Genomic DNA, 14,529 nt, shown 5'->3' with positions numbered 1-14,529 from the left:
TCCTCGCCTGCTTCAAAGCATATGTTCTCCTAAACGGTGCCCGAGCTTCATCACTAGGATGGCCTGCATGCAGATATATATCGCTTCCGTTCCCGTAGATGACGTTGCACGCGCTCACGATTTCTATGTCAACACGCTAGGATTCCGCGTTAAGGATGACGTTACCCACGGCGATTTCCGCTGGCTTACCGTCACCAATGCTGATGGCGAGGGAGACACCGAGCTACTTCTCGAGCCGAAAGGCCACCCCGCAGCAAAAGACTATGCCGCGGCGCTAAAGGCCGATGGAATTCCGGTAACCCAATTCCTCTCCACGGACATTGAAAGCGAATACAAGGAGCTCAGCAACAAGGGCGTGCACTTTACCATGGAGCCCACCGATGTTGGCCCCTCCATCATTGCCGCTTTTGATGACACCGTGGGAAACCTTATTCAGCTCGTACAGTTAAAGAAGTAGGCCTACTTCCCGCTTCCGCAACGTGCCTCTTAGGACGTTTAACAATTGCATCACTTTCTAACCCCTGCCCCATCAGCCTCAGTAGGATGGGGTTTATAGCACGGTAAGCACCAAGGAAGTGATGAACTTGTCTCGTTCAATTTTCTCTCGCACTCTCGCCCTAGCCACCAGCGCAGGATGCGCATTAGCGCTTGCCGCTTGTTCCGCAGAGGACTCCACGGAGCAAAGCTCACCGGCACTTAGCGAGGTTCAGTCAACTGTCGACACGGCTGAGGCCGCAGCCAGCACCACCCCACCTACTACTTCCGCCCCGCAAAGCACCTCACCGGCGGATGCTGGCCAGCAATCAATCCCACAAGTCGCGTCCCCAGTTGCGTTTGCGGGCATGGGCACAGCCTCGCTCGAGGACCAACAACATATGCCGGAAGGACTTGGAAACCTCATCCCCACGGGTGTGCGAGTGGGAGCTCATGATGGGTTTACGCGCGTTGTTATCGACTTGGAGGGCGAAGGTGAACCGGGGTGGTTTACCTCCTATACCGATGCCCCTGCCCAACAGGCATCCGGCAAGCCAGTTGAGGTTCAGGGCACTACCTTTCTAAACCTAGGCATTGAGGGAACGCCATGGCCTTCAACCCCTGAGCTCAAGGAAAAATACATGTCCCCAGGCACTACTCCGGGTGCCGGGGTGGTGAGCGAAATCAACTACGCCACCACATTTGAGGCACAAACCCAGCTCATTATCGGCCTTAAGAAAAAGACTCCCTACTCGGTGACTTTTCTGCAAGAGCCATCGCGCGTGGTGATTGATTTCCAGAATTAAAGTTCTGACATCACCGCTCGGGGTACGCAAAAATCAAGAAAGGCCCTGACTTCCAGTGGGTGAACTGGAGCTCAGGGCCTTCTTTAGGCTTGAGGATTAATCCTCAACCGGAACCAGGGAAATCTTGCCGCGGTTATCGATGTCAGCGATTTCTACCTGAACCTTATCGCCAACGTTGATGACGTCTTCCACCTTTTCGATGCGCTCATCGCCACCCAGGTTGGAAATGTGAATCAGACCGTCGCGACCCGGGGTCAGGGAAACGAATGCGCCGAACGGAACGGTCTTTACCACGGTGCCTAGGAAGCGCTCTCCTACCTTCGGCAGCTGCGGGTTAGCAATGGAATTGACCTTTTCGATGGCAGCATCTGCGGCTTCACCGGTAGCAGCGGAAACATAGACGGTTCCGTCATCTTCGATGGAGACATCTGCGCCGGTCTCCTCGGTGATCTGGTTGATGGTCTTGCCCTTTGGTCCAATGAGCTCACCAATTTTATTGACCGGGATCTTCACAGAGGTGATCTTCGGGGCGAGGCCAGACATCTCATCCGGCGTATCGATGACCTCAGCCATGGTTTCCAGGATGGTAGAGCGGGCATCACGAGCCTGCTCCAATGCCTGAGCCAAGACCTTAGACGGGATACCATCCAGCTTGGTGTCTAGCTGCAGGGCGGTGATGTACTCGGAAGTACCTGCGACCTTGAAGTCCATATCGCCAAAGGCGTCCTCGGCACCGAGGATATCGGTCAGGGCGACAAACTTCTCCTTACCGTTGACCTCACCGGAAACCAAGCCCATTGCGATGCCGGCTACGGGTGCCTTGAGCGGAACACCGGCGTTGTAGAGGGACAAGGTGGAGGCGCATACGGAACCCATGGAGGTAGAGCCGTTGGAGCCCAAGGCCTCAGAGACCTGACGGATGGCGTATGGGAAGTCCTCGCGGGAGGGGATGACCGGAAGCAGGGCTCGCTCGGCTAGTGCACCGTGACCAATCTCGCGGCGCTTCGGGGAACCTACGCGGCCGGTTTCACCGGTGGAGTATGGCGGGAAATTGTAGTGGTGCATATAGCGCTTGGATTCCACTGGGGTCAGAGAATCGATCTGCTGCTCCATCTTGAGCATGTCTAGCGTCGTAACACCCAAAATCTGAGTTTCTCCGCGCTCAAATAAGGACGAACCGTGAGCGCGTGGCACCAAATCCACCTCAACGGAAAGGTCACGGATATCGGTAACGCCGCGGCCATCAATGCGGAAGCCCTCAGAGAGGATCTTCTGGCGCACGATCTGCTTCATCAGGGCGTTATACGCGCCACGGATCTGCTTCGAGGCATTGTCCTCATCCAAGTCTTCAAACTGGTCCAAGAGCTTTTCTTCGACCTGCTCCATGTATTCATTGGTAGCATCGTCGCGTTCCTGCTTGCCCGGAATAGTCAGCAGTTTCTCTAGCTTCTTGGTAGCAGCGCTTTCCACAGCTTCGAAGACATCATCACTATAGGCTGGGAAGAGCGGGAATTCCTGAGTTTCCTTGGCGGTACGCTCCGCCAGACCGTTCTGGGCCTCACACAGGGTCTTAATGAATGGCTTGGCTGCTTCCAGGCCTGCAGCGACGGTTGCTTCCTGCGGCGCAGGGGCGCCTTCAGCAATGCGCTCTGCAACGTTGGTGCCAGCACCGGCCTCGACCATCATGATGGCCACGTCGTCCTTGCGGCCCTTCTTTACCATGCGGCCGGCAACAACCATCTCAAAGAGCGCGCGCTCGTGCTGCTCGTGGTTCGGGAAAGCCACCCACTGGCCTTCCGGGTGCTTATCGTCGGCGATAAGAGCCATGCGGACGCCGCCTACAGCACCAGAGACGGGCAAGCCAGACAGCTGGGTAGCGGCGGAAGCACCGTTGATGGCAACGACGTCGTAGTACTCTTCCGGATCCTGGGACATGACGGTGACGACAACCTGGACCTCATTGCGCAGGCCCTTGACAAAGGTCGGGCGCAGCGGGCGGTCGATGAGACGGCAGGCCAGGATTGCCTCAGAAGAAGGGCGTCCCTCTCGGCGGAAGAAGGAGCCCGGAATCTTGCCAGCGGCGTACATGCGTTCTTCTACGTCAACGGTCAAGGGGAAGAAGTCGAATCCCTCGCGCGGCTGGTTAGAAGCGGTGGTAGTGGCCAACAACATGGTGTCATTGTCCAAGTAGGTGGTCACGGAGCCGTCTGCCTGGCGGGCTAGCTGGCCAGTTTCAAAGCGCAACGTGCGGGTGCCAAAGTCACCATTGTCTAGCGTGGCAATGGCTTCGGTAATGCCAAAGTCCTCGTCAATGTTGAACTCGACGGAGTTCTGAACGCTCATTAAAAAATGTCTCCTTGAGTGGTTTAGGCGATCGTCGGTGCCGCCTGGTCAATTTTGTCTACGACAACGCCGTCAAATTCTAACAGAAAAACCACAAAAGCCCCGCCTAAGGGCGGGGCGAGAGGGCCAAAGCTGAGCCGAAATTAACGACGCAGGCCCAGGCGAGAGATCAGATCACGGTAGCGATCGACATTGTTCTCAGCCAGGTACTTCAGCAGGCCACGACGGCGACCAACCATCAGCAGCAGACCACGACGGGAGTGGTGATCGTGCTTGTGGAACTTCAGGTGCTCGGTCAAGGTATTGATGCGGGAGGTCAGCAGGGCAACCTGTGCCTCGGGGGAACCGGTATCGGTTTCGTGCAGGCCGTACTCTTTGAGGATTTCAGCCTTCTTCTCAGTGGTCAAAGCCATGAGTATTTCTCCTTTATTTCAGTCCACATTATCGTGACGCATAAGCCTGCGCGGTGCGCGGGACTTGTACGTGCCGCAACTGCTGTGAACCGCAGTCGCTAAGCCAAAGAAATACCTTACAGCGTCCGGACACAGAAAATCAAAACCACCTGCCCCTTAAGTCTGGCCTGCTAGAGCTCGCTAAAGAGGGCTTCCAGTAGTTCTACAAACTCCCGCACAAAGCGCTCGCTATCTACACCTACAGCTACTTTCGCGGTTGCCGGTGTCGAAAGCCGGGTTTCGTCTGCGATTGTCCGACCGCGGGTAGGGCCGGTGGTATCGGTTTTGAGGTTTATCGAAAGGACGTCGACAAGCGAGGCATCTGCCGCCACCGCCACGGCCAGTGGATCGTGCAGGCCGCAACCGCCCAAATACGGCGACGTAGTGGCATAAGCACCAATATAATAATCGACCATATCCGCGAAGATGCGGCCGGCACGGGTACCCGAAGCGCGCCAACGAGCGGATTCCTCCGCAGTCAACAACGTGCGCAAAGTGACATCCAGGCCCACCATGGTGATATCGCCGGCATGGCGGAATAGGTAATCGGTAGCCTCCGGATCCTGGGAAATATTAGCCTCAGACCACGGGGTGACATTTCCAGGTACTGTGAGCGCCCCGCCCATCATCACTAGGTGCGCGTTCGCGGCAAAACTGGGGTCTTGGCGCATTGCAGCAGCAATCGTGGTGGAGGGGCCGGTAGGAATGATGACCAAATCAGCGCCATGCTCGTGGACTGCTTGGATGAGGAATTCTGCCGCGGGTTGAGACTGGACCTGCCCGGTTGCCGGCGGCAGGAGGACCTCGCCTACGCCGTTGCGGCCATGGATAAAGGAGGAAATATCGCTCGGCCGAAAGCCATCCGGGCTGGGGCCGGCAAAAACCGGAATATCGCCTTTGCCCAGCAGCTCCAGGAGGGCAAGTGTATTGCGCACGGCCAAGGGCACAGTCACGTTGCCGTACGTACAGGTCACACCGATTAGTTCCAAGTCTGGATGGGCTATGGCATACGCCAGCGCCAAGGCATCATCAATGCCGGTATCGAGATCGAGAATGGCCTTCATTTATTTCTCCCGTAGGAAATAGTCTTTGGCAGTCCAGCCTTGTGCCTTAGCATCGGCGGCGAGCACCTGGCGCGCCTTGGCTACGTCATTGGCCATGGCCTCTAGCAGCTCATCCACGGAATTAAATTTCACCATATCGCGAAGGTGACCGACGAAATGCACCGTGGCCTCATATCCATACAGATCTGCATCGCGGTCGAGCACGAAGGACTCGATGGAGCGCTCCTCGTCACCAAAAGTGGGGTTGGTGCCCACGGAAATAGCAGCCGCGTAGGCCACGCCAGGGCGCATGTCGCCGTCTATGGAAGCGTCAGAGTGGACAATAAACCACCCTGCATAAACACCATCGGCCGGGATGGCCACCGTATCCGGGAAGTACTGATTGGCCGTAGGAAATCCCAGTTCCTTTCCTCCCCGACCCGCGCCGCGTACCACGGGCCCAGTCACGGTGAAATGGCGGCCGAGCGCCCAATTAGCGGATTCAATGTCCCCGTTCGCAAGACACTCGCGAATATGGGTAGAACAAATACGCACGCCCGCATCATCCAGCAACGGGACGATATCCACGCTAAAGCCAAACTCGGCACCAAAATCTTGCATGGCCCGGGCGGTTCCGGTGGCACCCGCGCCAAAGGTAAAGTTCTCCCCCACCACTATGTGCTGCGCATTGAGCTTTCCCACCAACAGTTCTTCCACGTAGGGCCGCGGCTCCACGCCGGCTAGGTCTTTGGTGAAGTCGATGACAAGCACGGCATCAATGCCTAGCTCTTCGGCCAATTCCAGCCGGCGCTCAAAACTGAGTACTGCCAGTGGGGCACGCTCCGGCAAGAATACCGACACCGGGTGCGGGTCAAAGGTCACCATGACAGGGCGCTCGCCATTGGCGCGAGCGTGCTCCACACAGGCGGAGATAAGCTGCTGATGGCCGCGGTGTAGGCCGTCAAAAACGCCGATTGTTACTGACGTTGGGCCTAATTCCGCAGGGATGTCATCGATTCCATACCAAATATCCACGCAGACCATCGTAGAGCATAGACTTAGAGGCTATGACTGATGCGCTCGCAAACTCCGGACTCGTCATCGTAGACAAACCCGCCGGTATGACCTCCCACGATGTTGTCGGCCGCCTACGCAGGTATTTTCACACCAAAAAGGTGGGCCATGCCGGCACCCTGGATCCCATGGCCACCGGCGTGCTTGTCCTTGGCCTGGAGCGGGGCACCAAATTCTTGGCCCACATGGTTGCCTCCACTAAGTCCTACGACGCCACTATCCGGCTCGGCGCCGCCACCACCACCGATGACGCCGAGGGGGAATACTCCTGGGGCGCTAGCGCTGCAGGCGTTGACCGCCCTGCAATTGACGCTGAAATTACCAAGCTCACTGGCGATATCATGCAAAAGCCCGCGGCCGTATCAGCCATTAAGATTAATGGCCGCCGCGCTCATGAGCTCGTACGCGAGGGCCACGAGGTAGACATTCCCGCGCGTCCGGTAACGGTGGATGCATTCGACGTTCTCGCACAGCGCCGCGAGGGCGACTATATCGACTTAGATGTCACGGTAGATTGCTCCTCTGGCACCTATATCCGCTCCCTGGCCCGTGATTTGGGCGAGGCCCTTCAGGTAGGCGGGCACCTTACTGCTTTGCGTCGCACAAAGGTGGGCCCTTTTACGCTTGCCGACGCCCTCTCGCTCGACGACCTTGCCGATTCCCCGCGCCTTTCCTTGAGCTTGGACGAAGCCTTGGCTCGCTGCTTCCCGGTTCTATCCGTCACCGAGGATGAGGCGGCGGCTCTAGCTATGGGCAAATGGCTCGAACCCCGCGGGCTTAAAGGCGTGCACGCCGCCGTGGCCCCCAACGGCCAGGCAGTCGCGCTCATCAAGGAAAAGGACAAGCGCCTAGCCACAGTATTTGTGGCACGGCCCTCTACCCTTTAATGGCTAAAGTCTAGGGCCGGAACCGATGTGGACACGATGACGTAGCCATCTCGAATCACCCAGCGCCCAGTGATAAACGGCACCGGAGTGGGCCGGGCCAAAATATAGGAAATGAGCGTGCCATCCTCGCGCAGATCAATTTCTGCTTGGTCAAAGTCGAGCCAGCGGAACGTCATGGGAAACCACGATTTATACGTGGCTTCCTTGGCGCAAAAGAGCAATCGGTCTGGGCAGTTAATCCCCGCCTTACTTAGCCGCAAGAGCTGCGGCATCTCCCCGGCTCGGGCAATCATGGCAAGAACATGATCCGGCAGCGGCTCGGCGGGTTCTGCGTCCAAGCCCACAGATTTTAGGGCGGAGGTTGGAGCAACCACCGCGGCTCGCATTCCCTCAGTATGCGTCATCGATCCGATAAAGCCTTCTGGCCATAGCGGCATGCCCCGCTCGCCGCGCAAAATCGGCGTCGCCGGGTTAGCACCCAATTCCTGCAAGGCTCGGTGCGCGCACCACCTAGCATCGCCGAACTCGGCCTTGCGCGCGTCAACCGCCTGAGAAACGAGTGACTTCTCTTCAGCCGCAAGGTCTTCAAAGTTCGCCAAATCCGCGTAACTCGAATCCGTGCGCACATAGCAATAGCGCGCACTTTCAGGAAATAGCTCTGGATACATCACGGTGTCCCCTCCTCCTCAAGGAAACGCAGTACCGGATAGGGCCACGCCTGGGCGGTCTCGCGGCCCTGCCACTCTCGGGGATACCCCAACGATGTCTCTATGTGGTCCACGCCGTCCACATTGATGCGGGAGGGCATGTGCAAGTGTCCATAGATTACGGATTCGGCGCTATAGCGGCGCGGCCACGACCGTGTATGCCGCGTTCCGCACCATAAGGCAATCTCGGGAAAGCGCAACAGCATCGTCGGCTCTTGCACCAACGGCCAATGGTTAACCAGGACCGTAGTACCATTCACGCGGGAGAGACGTTTAATGGAATAGGCCAATCTATCCCAGCACCACGCCCGGATGTCTACAAAGGGGGCAATGGCGAACTCATCCGTCATCATCAGTTGCTTTGCACGTGCCGCTGCAATAGCTTGGTCCACGCTAAGACCATGTGGACGGAAGCTATAGTCATACAACGTAAAAAGCGGCACGATAGTAGTCCCGTGGAATACCGGATATGGGTCTTCGGGAGTGATAACTCCGATTTCCCTACACCTATCTACCAGGTGCGTGTATTTGTCTCGGCCTTGATACTGCTCTTGTGAGCGCGAGAAAAGTTCATGATTGCCTGGCACCCAGATGACTCTGGCATAGCGGTCTTTGAGCTGGCGCAGAATACGAATGATGAGCTCGGTACGCTCTGCTACGTCTCCGGCCACGATAAGCCAATCCGCGGGATCCGCCGGCGTGAGCTGGGCAATGCGCTCACTATTGGCATTGACGGCACCATGCAGGTCAGAAACCGCCCACACTGTTGGCATAGGTTCTACCTGCCTTCCAAACAACTGCGCACTGCACGGAAACGTGCATCACCCGCGAATATCAATACGCCCACTTTAGCGCAGCTAGTTCTCTTGTACTACGGCCCATTTCATGGATCGGAACCGGTAGACCACGCCCACCATACGGAAAGCAATGAATGCAGCAAGGCCGCACCACACGCCAGTCAACCCTGTGCCCATAAAATGCGCCAAGATGACGCCTGGCAAAAATCCCACCAAGACCGAAGAAATGGTCAAAGTGCGCAAGAACGCAGCATCGCCGGCGCCCAGCAGGACACCATCGAGCGCGAAGACTACGCCACCGCCAATGACCATGGCTACCAAGATCCACCACGGCTGGCCAATGGCATCGAGTACCTCCGGAGCGGAGGTAAAGATGCGTGGAATAATTCCCGCGCCGGCAGCGAAAACAGCGGCCAGCAGTCCCGAAAAAATCGTAGAGTACAACACGACCTTGCTGCCTACACCGCGTGCATGCTTAGCAGAGCCAGCGCCTAGGGCCGCTCCCGTCAAAGATTGTGCGGCAATGGCCAAAGAATCCAAGATGAGGGACATAAAGTTCCACAACTGCATCATGATCTGGTGACCGGCCAGAGAAGCGGTACCCACCCGGGAGACTACGGCCGTGGCGGTGAGGAAGGCCACCTGGAAGCTAGCCGAGCGCAGAATAAGATCGCGGCCCAAAATCAACTGCTCCCGTATTACATGCCATTGAATGTGCCAAGAGCCGGTATGTTCCTTGTGTAATTCGCGGACAAATAGCGCAGCAATAATGCTCATGCCCAGTACCGTGGCTATAGCGGAGCCGGCCAGCCCCCAGAAATGGACAAAGATGGGCACTGCAATCGCGCCGGGAATCATGCCAGCCAAGGTGAAATACAGCGGTTTCTTTGTATCTTGGATTCCGCGCATCCACCCGTTGCCAGCCATTTCCACCAATGTAACGGGAATGGCGAGTGCCGCGATGCGCAGCCACAACGCCGTTCCAGCAGCCGTGGCGGGATCACCAGTTAGAGCACGAGCAAATGCGCCGCCGAAAATCCACATGATAACCGCGAGAAGCCCGCCTACTCCCAAGGCCACATAAGTAGCTTGCACGCCCTCAGCAACCGCAGCTTCGCGTTTTCCGGAGCCAAAGAGGCGAGCAGAGCGAGCGGTCGTGCCGTAGGACAAAAATGTCAACTGCGTAGTCACCACGGAGTGAATCGTGGTCGCTGCGGCCAGAGAAGCTAGCTCTTGCGCGCCAAGGCGGCCGACCACCGCGGTATCCAATAGAAGATAGAGTGGCATCGCCGCTAGCACGCCAAGCGCAGGAAACGCGAGGCCAAAGACCTCGCGTGCGGTTACTGTGCCGGCGGTGGAGCGATCCTGGGTGTTCAATCCATCCGTCTGCCCTGTACTCATTGAATAGCGGCCACCAATTCCTTAATGATTTCTTCTGGAGCTCCGTGAGCGGTATACCCTGCGGCTGGAACATGCCCGCCGCCGCCAAAGTTAAGCGCAACGGAGGAGCAATCAATCCGAGAGGAACGCAAGGATACCGCCCATACCTCCGGAGCCTGCTCTTTAAACACCACGCCCATGGTGGTTCCTTCTAGCGCACGGACGAATTCCACCAGTGACTCCACGGCCGAATCTGAGTGGCCGTGGATATCATCCCTTCGCGCGACAAGGATGCCTAGGGTGTGCTCCCCTGCTTCCTCAATACGCAGACCAGCCAGTACCCTACCAATCATCTGTAGATCGTCCGGTGTGATGGAATCCAAGAGGTCAGCGGCGATCTGCTTGGTATCGAGATCATAATGCATAAGACGGGTGGCAATATCGTGCATTGCCGGCCTACCCCAGCGGAAGCTGCCGGTATCAGTCATCAAACCAGCATAAAGGCAGTGCGCGATATGACGGTCAACTTGAATTTCTAGAGAATCCAGGATGCTCAGCAAGACCACGGTGGTGGATTCACATTCGGTATCCACCACATTGATGGCACCGAATCCTGGATTAGAAGAATGGTGGTCAATGCACAGAACCCGGCCTTGCTGGGCTAGCTGCTCAATGTGGTCTGCAAAAAATCCCGTCCGGTCCAAGGAACCACAATCAACGGTGACATAAAGGTCGTAGCCGTCGGGCAGTTCGCGGCTGACGGTGACGTCCTCGGCACCGGGAATGGTGTATAAGTTCCGGGAGATTTCCCGATCTTGGCCCACGACGGCGCACACGTCTTTGCCCTGTTGCCGCAACGCGAGCAGCAACGCCGCAGCAGAACCGATGGCATCGGCGTCCGGCCGCAGATGCGTGACAATGCAGATGCTGTGGGCATCCTGCAGGGCAGCAACTGCCGGCTGGTATTGCTTTTTAGTCACTTAAGCCTCGTCTTCATCGGAGGTCTTATATGGGTTTGCGTCCCCTGCGGGCTGGGCGTTTTCCTTCAGCTTCGCCAACTCCTCGTCGCGGGCACGGGCACGAGCTAATAGTTCTTCCATATGAGCTGAAGCTTCTGGGACGGTATCGACCTCGAAGGTCAGCGTCGGGGTAAAGCGCACGGAGAGTTGATCTCCTACAATCTTGCGCAGCTGCCCCTTAGCGCGCTTGAGAGCTTCTTCTGCTTGCTGGAAATCCGGCTCGGAGTCAATGTCTTTTCCGCGCACGGTATAAAAAACGGTGGCATCGTGCAGGTCGCCTGTGACTCGAGTATCCGTGATGGTCACCAGCTCAAGGCGGCGATCCTTAATCTGGCGTTCGATGGCGCTTGCCACGATTTCCTGAATGCGCTTGGCCATACGCGCTGCGCGTGCGTGATCAACCATGTGAACCTCCCAGCTCAAAAAGAATCCATCTTTAAAATTACCGCCAACCGGTATAGAAACCACCAGTTTAGTGCGCAATACCGGACAATGAAAACCCGTACCGCTTGCACAGGTACGAAGTGGGTCATGCAAAATCATCGCTATAAACAAGCTGCTAAAGCAAAAGGCCCACTTCCACTCTCCCCAATCCTCCCCACCTGTGTGCTGGAAGCACATTCAGTGGAGAGACGGTGAGTGTAGAAGTGGGCCTTGCGGCGGCGTCATTTAGTCGCGCGGAACCTCGACCTCTTCGTAGGCCTGGATGATGTCGCCTACCTGGATATCCGGGTAAGAGAGCACCATACCGCACTCATAGCCGGCCTTGATCTCGGTTGCGTCGTCCTTCTCGTGACGCAGGGACTCAATCTTGGCGTCGGCAGTGATGACGTTGTTATCGCGCAGCAAGCGAACCTTGCCGTTGCGGACAACCTTGCCCTCGGTGACCATGCAGCCGGCGATGGTACCCACTGCGGAGGACTTAAACAGGGCACGGATCTCGGCCGCACCGGTGTCGCGTTCCTCGTAAATCGGCTTGAGCATGCCCTTAAGCGCAGCCTCGACCTCTTCGATGGCCTTGTAGATGATCGTGTAGTAACGAATATCCACGCCCTCTTGGGTGGCCATCTCCGTCGCCTTGCCTTCCGCACGAGTGTTGAAGGCAATGATAACGGCGTCGGAAGCCGCAGCCAGGGAGACGTTGGTCTCGGTCACAGCGCCCACACCACGGTCGATGATGTTGAGCTCGACTTCGTCCTCGGTCTTGATATCCAGCAAGGCGTCTTCCAGTGCCTCGACGGAACCGGCATTGTCGCCCTTGAGGATGAGGTTGAGGGTCGAAGTCTCCTGCAATACCTTGTCCAGATCCTCCAAGGAGACGCGCTTGCGCTGCTTGGCCTGCAGGGCAGAGCGCTTGCGGGCGTCACGCTGATTGGCAATCTGGCGGGCAACGCGGTCGTCTTCCACCACGAGCAGGTTATCGCCAGCGCCAGGCACACCAGACAGGCCTTGGACCTGAACCGGGCGGGATGGACCGGCCTCTTCGACGTCGCCGCCGAATTCATCGAGCATGCGGCGCACACGGCCGTGTGCATCGCCCACGACGATGGAATCGCCCACGTGCAAGGTACCGCGCTGGACAATGACGGTAGCAACCGGACCACGGCCGCGGTCGAGGTGTGCCTCAATTGCCACACCCTGTGCGTCCATATCTGGGTTAGCGGTCAGCTCCAAGGCCGCATCCGCGGTCAGGATGACGGACTCGAGCAGCTGATCGATGTTCTTACCCTGCTTCGCGGAGATGTCCACGAACATGGTGTCGCCACCGTATTCCTCCGGAACCAAGCCGTATTCGGTGAGCTGGCCACGGATCTTGTCCGGCTGCGCTTCCGGCTTATCCACCTTGTTGACTGCCACGACTACCGGAATATCCGCAGCCTTGGCGTGGTTGATGGCCTCCACGGTCTGTGGCATGACGCCGTCATCGGCAGCAACCACGAGGATAGCCAAGTCGGTGGACTTAGCACCACGAGCACGCATGGCGGTAAAGGCCTCGTGACCCGGGGTATCCAGGAAGGTAATGGTGCGTTCGCCGTCCACGTCTACCGTGGTCTGGTATGCACCAATACCCTGGGTGATGCCGCCTTCCTCGCGGGCGCCCTCGTTGGTCTTGCGGATGGCGTCCAGCAGGCGGGTCTTACCGTGGTCAACGTGACCCATGACGGAGACGACTGGAGGACGATTCTCCAGCGCTTCCTCGCCGCCTTCGTCCTCACCGAACTGCAGGTCGAAGGACTCGAGGAGCTCGCGGTCCTCATCCTCAGGGGAGACGACCTCGACGTTGTAGTTAATCTCAGAGCCGAGCAGCTGCAGCGTATCTTCCGATACCGAAGCGGTCGCCGTCACCATTTCGCCGAGGTTAAACAGCGCCTGCACCAGTGCTGCTGGATCCGCACCGATCTTCTCAGCGAAGTCCGAAAGGGAAGCGCCACGACGCAGGCGGACGGTCTTGCCCTTGCCATCTGGCAAGCGCACGCCGCCTACGACATGCTTCTGCTGCTCTTCGTACTCATGGCGCTTCTGACGCTTAGACTTCTTGCCCTTGCGTGGAGCGCCACCTGGACGGCCGAATGCACCTGCGGTGCCACCGCGACGTCCGCCGCGTCCGCCGCCACGGAAACCGCCTGGACGGCCGCCACCTGGCCGACCGCCGCCTGGTCCTCCGTGACCACCACGGCCACGGCCACCGCGTCCACCACCGCTCGGTGCCTTAGACGGCATCGATGCAGGATTCGGATGGGAAGGCATCATCGCTGGGGATGGACGACGACCGCCGCCACCCTGGCTATTGCCGCCCTGGCGGTTATTTCCGCCCTCGTTTTGACCGCCGCGCTTGCCGCGGTTATCTGGCTTATTGCCGCCACGCGGGCCCTTAGAGCCGCCTGGACGTGGGCCCGGCCGGCTATCGCCGCCGCCCGTGGAGAACGGGTTATTGGCTACGCGGCGGGTACCGCCTGGCTTCGGCATCGGGCGAGGCATGGAATTGCCTGGGGTCGGGCGCTCGCCCGTCTTCTTGCCACCAGCCTGGCCGGGCTTAGGCGCGCCCTGGCCGGGTTTTGGTGCGGCAGGCTTGGCCCCCGGCTTCGGAGCCTGTGCGCCCGGCTTCGGTGCGGCAGCCTTTGCCCCGGGCTTCGGTGCAGCCGGCTGTGCGCCGGGCTTAGGAGCGCCCTGACCTGGCTTTGGTGCGGCAGGCTTGGCCCCCGGCTTCGGAGCCTGTGCGCCCGGCTTCGGTGCGGCAGCCTTTGCCCCGGGCTTGGCCGCAGCGGACTGCGCCCCTGGCTTAGGAGCACTTGCCTTGGCAGTGCTCTTAGCAGCGCCCTTGGCAGGCTTTTTGTCTTGCTTCTTCTCGGCGGACTCATCGCCACCGGACTGTGCTTCATAATGAGCTCGCATCTTCTTAACCACCGGCGGTTCGATGGTGGAAGAAGCAGTCTTTACAAACTCACCCTGTTCTTTCAGGGTGGCGAGCAGTTCCTTGCTGGTTACTCCGAGCTGCTTTGCTAGCTCGTGAACACGTAGCTTTCCGGGCACTTGTCTCCTCTTGGTA

Annotated in this window: 13 protein-coding genes; 3 read left to right on the top strand and 10 right to left on the bottom strand. The window is 58.3% G+C overall.

Annotation, left to right across the window (positions count from 1 at the left end):
- The first annotated feature begins 67 nt into the window (after nt 1-67).
- Nucleotides 68-457, top strand: coding sequence for a VOC family protein (locus tag RAE07_RS03505; RefSeq protein WP_301731972.1), 390 nt, complete (start codon nt 68-70; stop codon nt 455-457).
- A 127-nt stretch (nt 458-584) separates the two neighbouring features.
- Nucleotides 585-1,280, top strand: a complete 696-nt coding sequence (locus RAE07_RS03500) for an AMIN-like domain-containing (lipo)protein (RefSeq protein WP_524535617.1) — start codon at nt 585-587, stop codon at nt 1,278-1,280.
- Between the two features lie 96 nt (nt 1,281-1,376).
- On the opposite strand, the gene RAE07_RS03495 is transcribed toward RAE07_RS03500, so the two are convergent.
- The 4 genes from RAE07_RS03495 to RAE07_RS03480 form a co-directional block, all read right to left on the bottom strand.
- Nucleotides 1,377-3,623 (bottom strand): polyribonucleotide nucleotidyltransferase, encoded by a 2,247-nt coding sequence (locus RAE07_RS03495; protein WP_317001362.1) that lies wholly within the window; start codon nt 3,621-3,623, stop codon nt 1,377-1,379.
- A gap of 143 nt (nt 3,624-3,766) precedes the next feature.
- Nucleotides 3,767-4,036: a 30S ribosomal protein S15 gene (gene rpsO, locus RAE07_RS03490; RefSeq protein ID WP_005278802.1), complete on the bottom strand. Its 270-nt coding sequence runs from the start codon at nt 4,034-4,036 to the stop codon at nt 3,767-3,769.
- Between the two features lie 170 nt (nt 4,037-4,206).
- Nucleotides 4,207-5,139, bottom strand: coding sequence for a nucleoside hydrolase (locus tag RAE07_RS03485; protein ID WP_317001361.1), 933 nt, complete (start codon nt 5,137-5,139; stop codon nt 4,207-4,209).
- The gene (locus RAE07_RS03480; protein ID WP_023021341.1) at nt 5,140-6,162 is read right to left on the bottom strand and encodes a bifunctional riboflavin kinase/FAD synthetase; all 1,023 of its coding nucleotides are present in this window, start codon (nt 6,160-6,162) and stop codon (nt 5,140-5,142) included.
- 23 nt (nt 6,163-6,185) lie between these two features.
- On the opposite strand from RAE07_RS03480, the gene truB reads away from it, so the two are divergent.
- The gene (truB, locus tag RAE07_RS03475; protein ID WP_317001360.1) at nt 6,186-7,079 is read left to right on the top strand and encodes a tRNA pseudouridine(55) synthase TruB; all 894 of its coding nucleotides are present in this window, start codon (nt 6,186-6,188) and stop codon (nt 7,077-7,079) included.
- Here truB and RAE07_RS03470 read toward each other — a convergent pair.
- The 6 genes from RAE07_RS03470 to infB all read right to left on the bottom strand — a co-directional run bounded on the left by RAE07_RS03470 (nt 7,076) and on the right by infB (nt 14,513).
- The gene (locus RAE07_RS03470; protein WP_248098740.1) at nt 7,076-7,750 is read right to left on the bottom strand and encodes a 4'-phosphopantetheinyl transferase family protein; all 675 of its coding nucleotides are present in this window, start codon (nt 7,748-7,750) and stop codon (nt 7,076-7,078) included. The two genes, truB and RAE07_RS03470, sit on opposite strands and share 4 nt — an antisense overlap.
- Nucleotides 7,747-8,559: a metallophosphoesterase family protein gene (locus RAE07_RS03465; protein WP_317001359.1), complete on the bottom strand. Its 813-nt coding sequence runs from the start codon at nt 8,557-8,559 to the stop codon at nt 7,747-7,749. Before RAE07_RS03465 ends, RAE07_RS03470 begins: the two co-directional genes overlap by 4 nt.
- 84 nt (nt 8,560-8,643) lie before the next feature.
- Nucleotides 8,644-9,984 (bottom strand): MATE family efflux transporter, encoded by a 1,341-nt coding sequence (locus RAE07_RS03460; protein WP_317001357.1) that lies wholly within the window; start codon nt 9,982-9,984, stop codon nt 8,644-8,646.
- A complete protein-coding gene (locus tag RAE07_RS03455; protein ID WP_317001356.1) occupies nt 9,981-10,943 on the bottom strand; it encodes a DHH family phosphoesterase in 963 nt (320 codons plus the stop codon). The genes RAE07_RS03460 and RAE07_RS03455 overlap by 4 nt, the downstream gene beginning before the upstream one ends.
- Nucleotides 10,944-11,387, bottom strand: coding sequence for a 30S ribosome-binding factor RbfA (gene rbfA, locus RAE07_RS03450; RefSeq protein ID WP_023021335.1), 444 nt, complete (start codon nt 11,385-11,387; stop codon nt 10,944-10,946).
- A 264-nt stretch (nt 11,388-11,651) separates the two neighbouring features.
- Complete coding sequence (infB, locus tag RAE07_RS03445) at nt 11,652-14,513, bottom strand: translation initiation factor IF-2 (protein ID WP_317001355.1); 2,862 nt, start codon at nt 14,511-14,513, stop codon at nt 11,652-11,654.
- Nucleotides 14,514-14,529 lie beyond the last annotated feature (16 nt).

It is taken from the genome of Corynebacterium nasorum, assembly GCF_032821635.1.
Taxonomy (GTDB): domain Bacteria; phylum Actinomycetota; class Actinomycetes; order Mycobacteriales; family Mycobacteriaceae; genus Corynebacterium; species Corynebacterium kefirresidentii.
Note: the sequence above shows the minus strand (reverse complement) of the source record. Positions and strands in the feature narration are given on the sequence as shown.

Coding starts and splice junctions, on each gene's coding strand:
- RAE07_RS03495 (WP_317001362.1), bottom strand. CDS start 3,623: ATGAGCGTTCAGAACTCCGTCGAGTTCAACATTGACGAGGACTTTGGC.
- RAE07_RS03480 (WP_023021341.1), bottom strand. CDS start 6,162: ATGGTCTGCGTGGATATTTGGTATGGAATCGATGACATCCCTGCGGAA.
- RAE07_RS03505 (WP_301731972.1), top strand. CDS start 68: ATGCAGATATATATCGCTTCCGTTCCCGTAGATGACGTTGCACGCGCT.
- rbfA (WP_023021335.1), bottom strand. CDS start 11,387: ATGGTTGATCACGCACGCGCAGCGCGTATGGCCAAGCGCATTCAGGAA.
- rpsO (WP_005278802.1), bottom strand. CDS start 4,036: ATGGCTTTGACCACTGAGAAGAAGGCTGAAATCCTCAAAGAGTACGGC.
- RAE07_RS03485 (WP_317001361.1), bottom strand. CDS start 5,139: ATGAAGGCCATTCTCGATCTCGATACCGGCATTGATGATGCCTTGGCG.
- RAE07_RS03465 (WP_317001359.1), bottom strand. CDS start 8,559: ATGCCAACAGTGTGGGCGGTTTCTGACCTGCATGGTGCCGTCAATGCC.
- truB (WP_317001360.1), top strand. CDS start 6,186: ATGACTGATGCGCTCGCAAACTCCGGACTCGTCATCGTAGACAAACCC.
- RAE07_RS03460 (WP_317001357.1), bottom strand. CDS start 9,984: ATGAGTACAGGGCAGACGGATGGATTGAACACCCAGGATCGCTCCACC.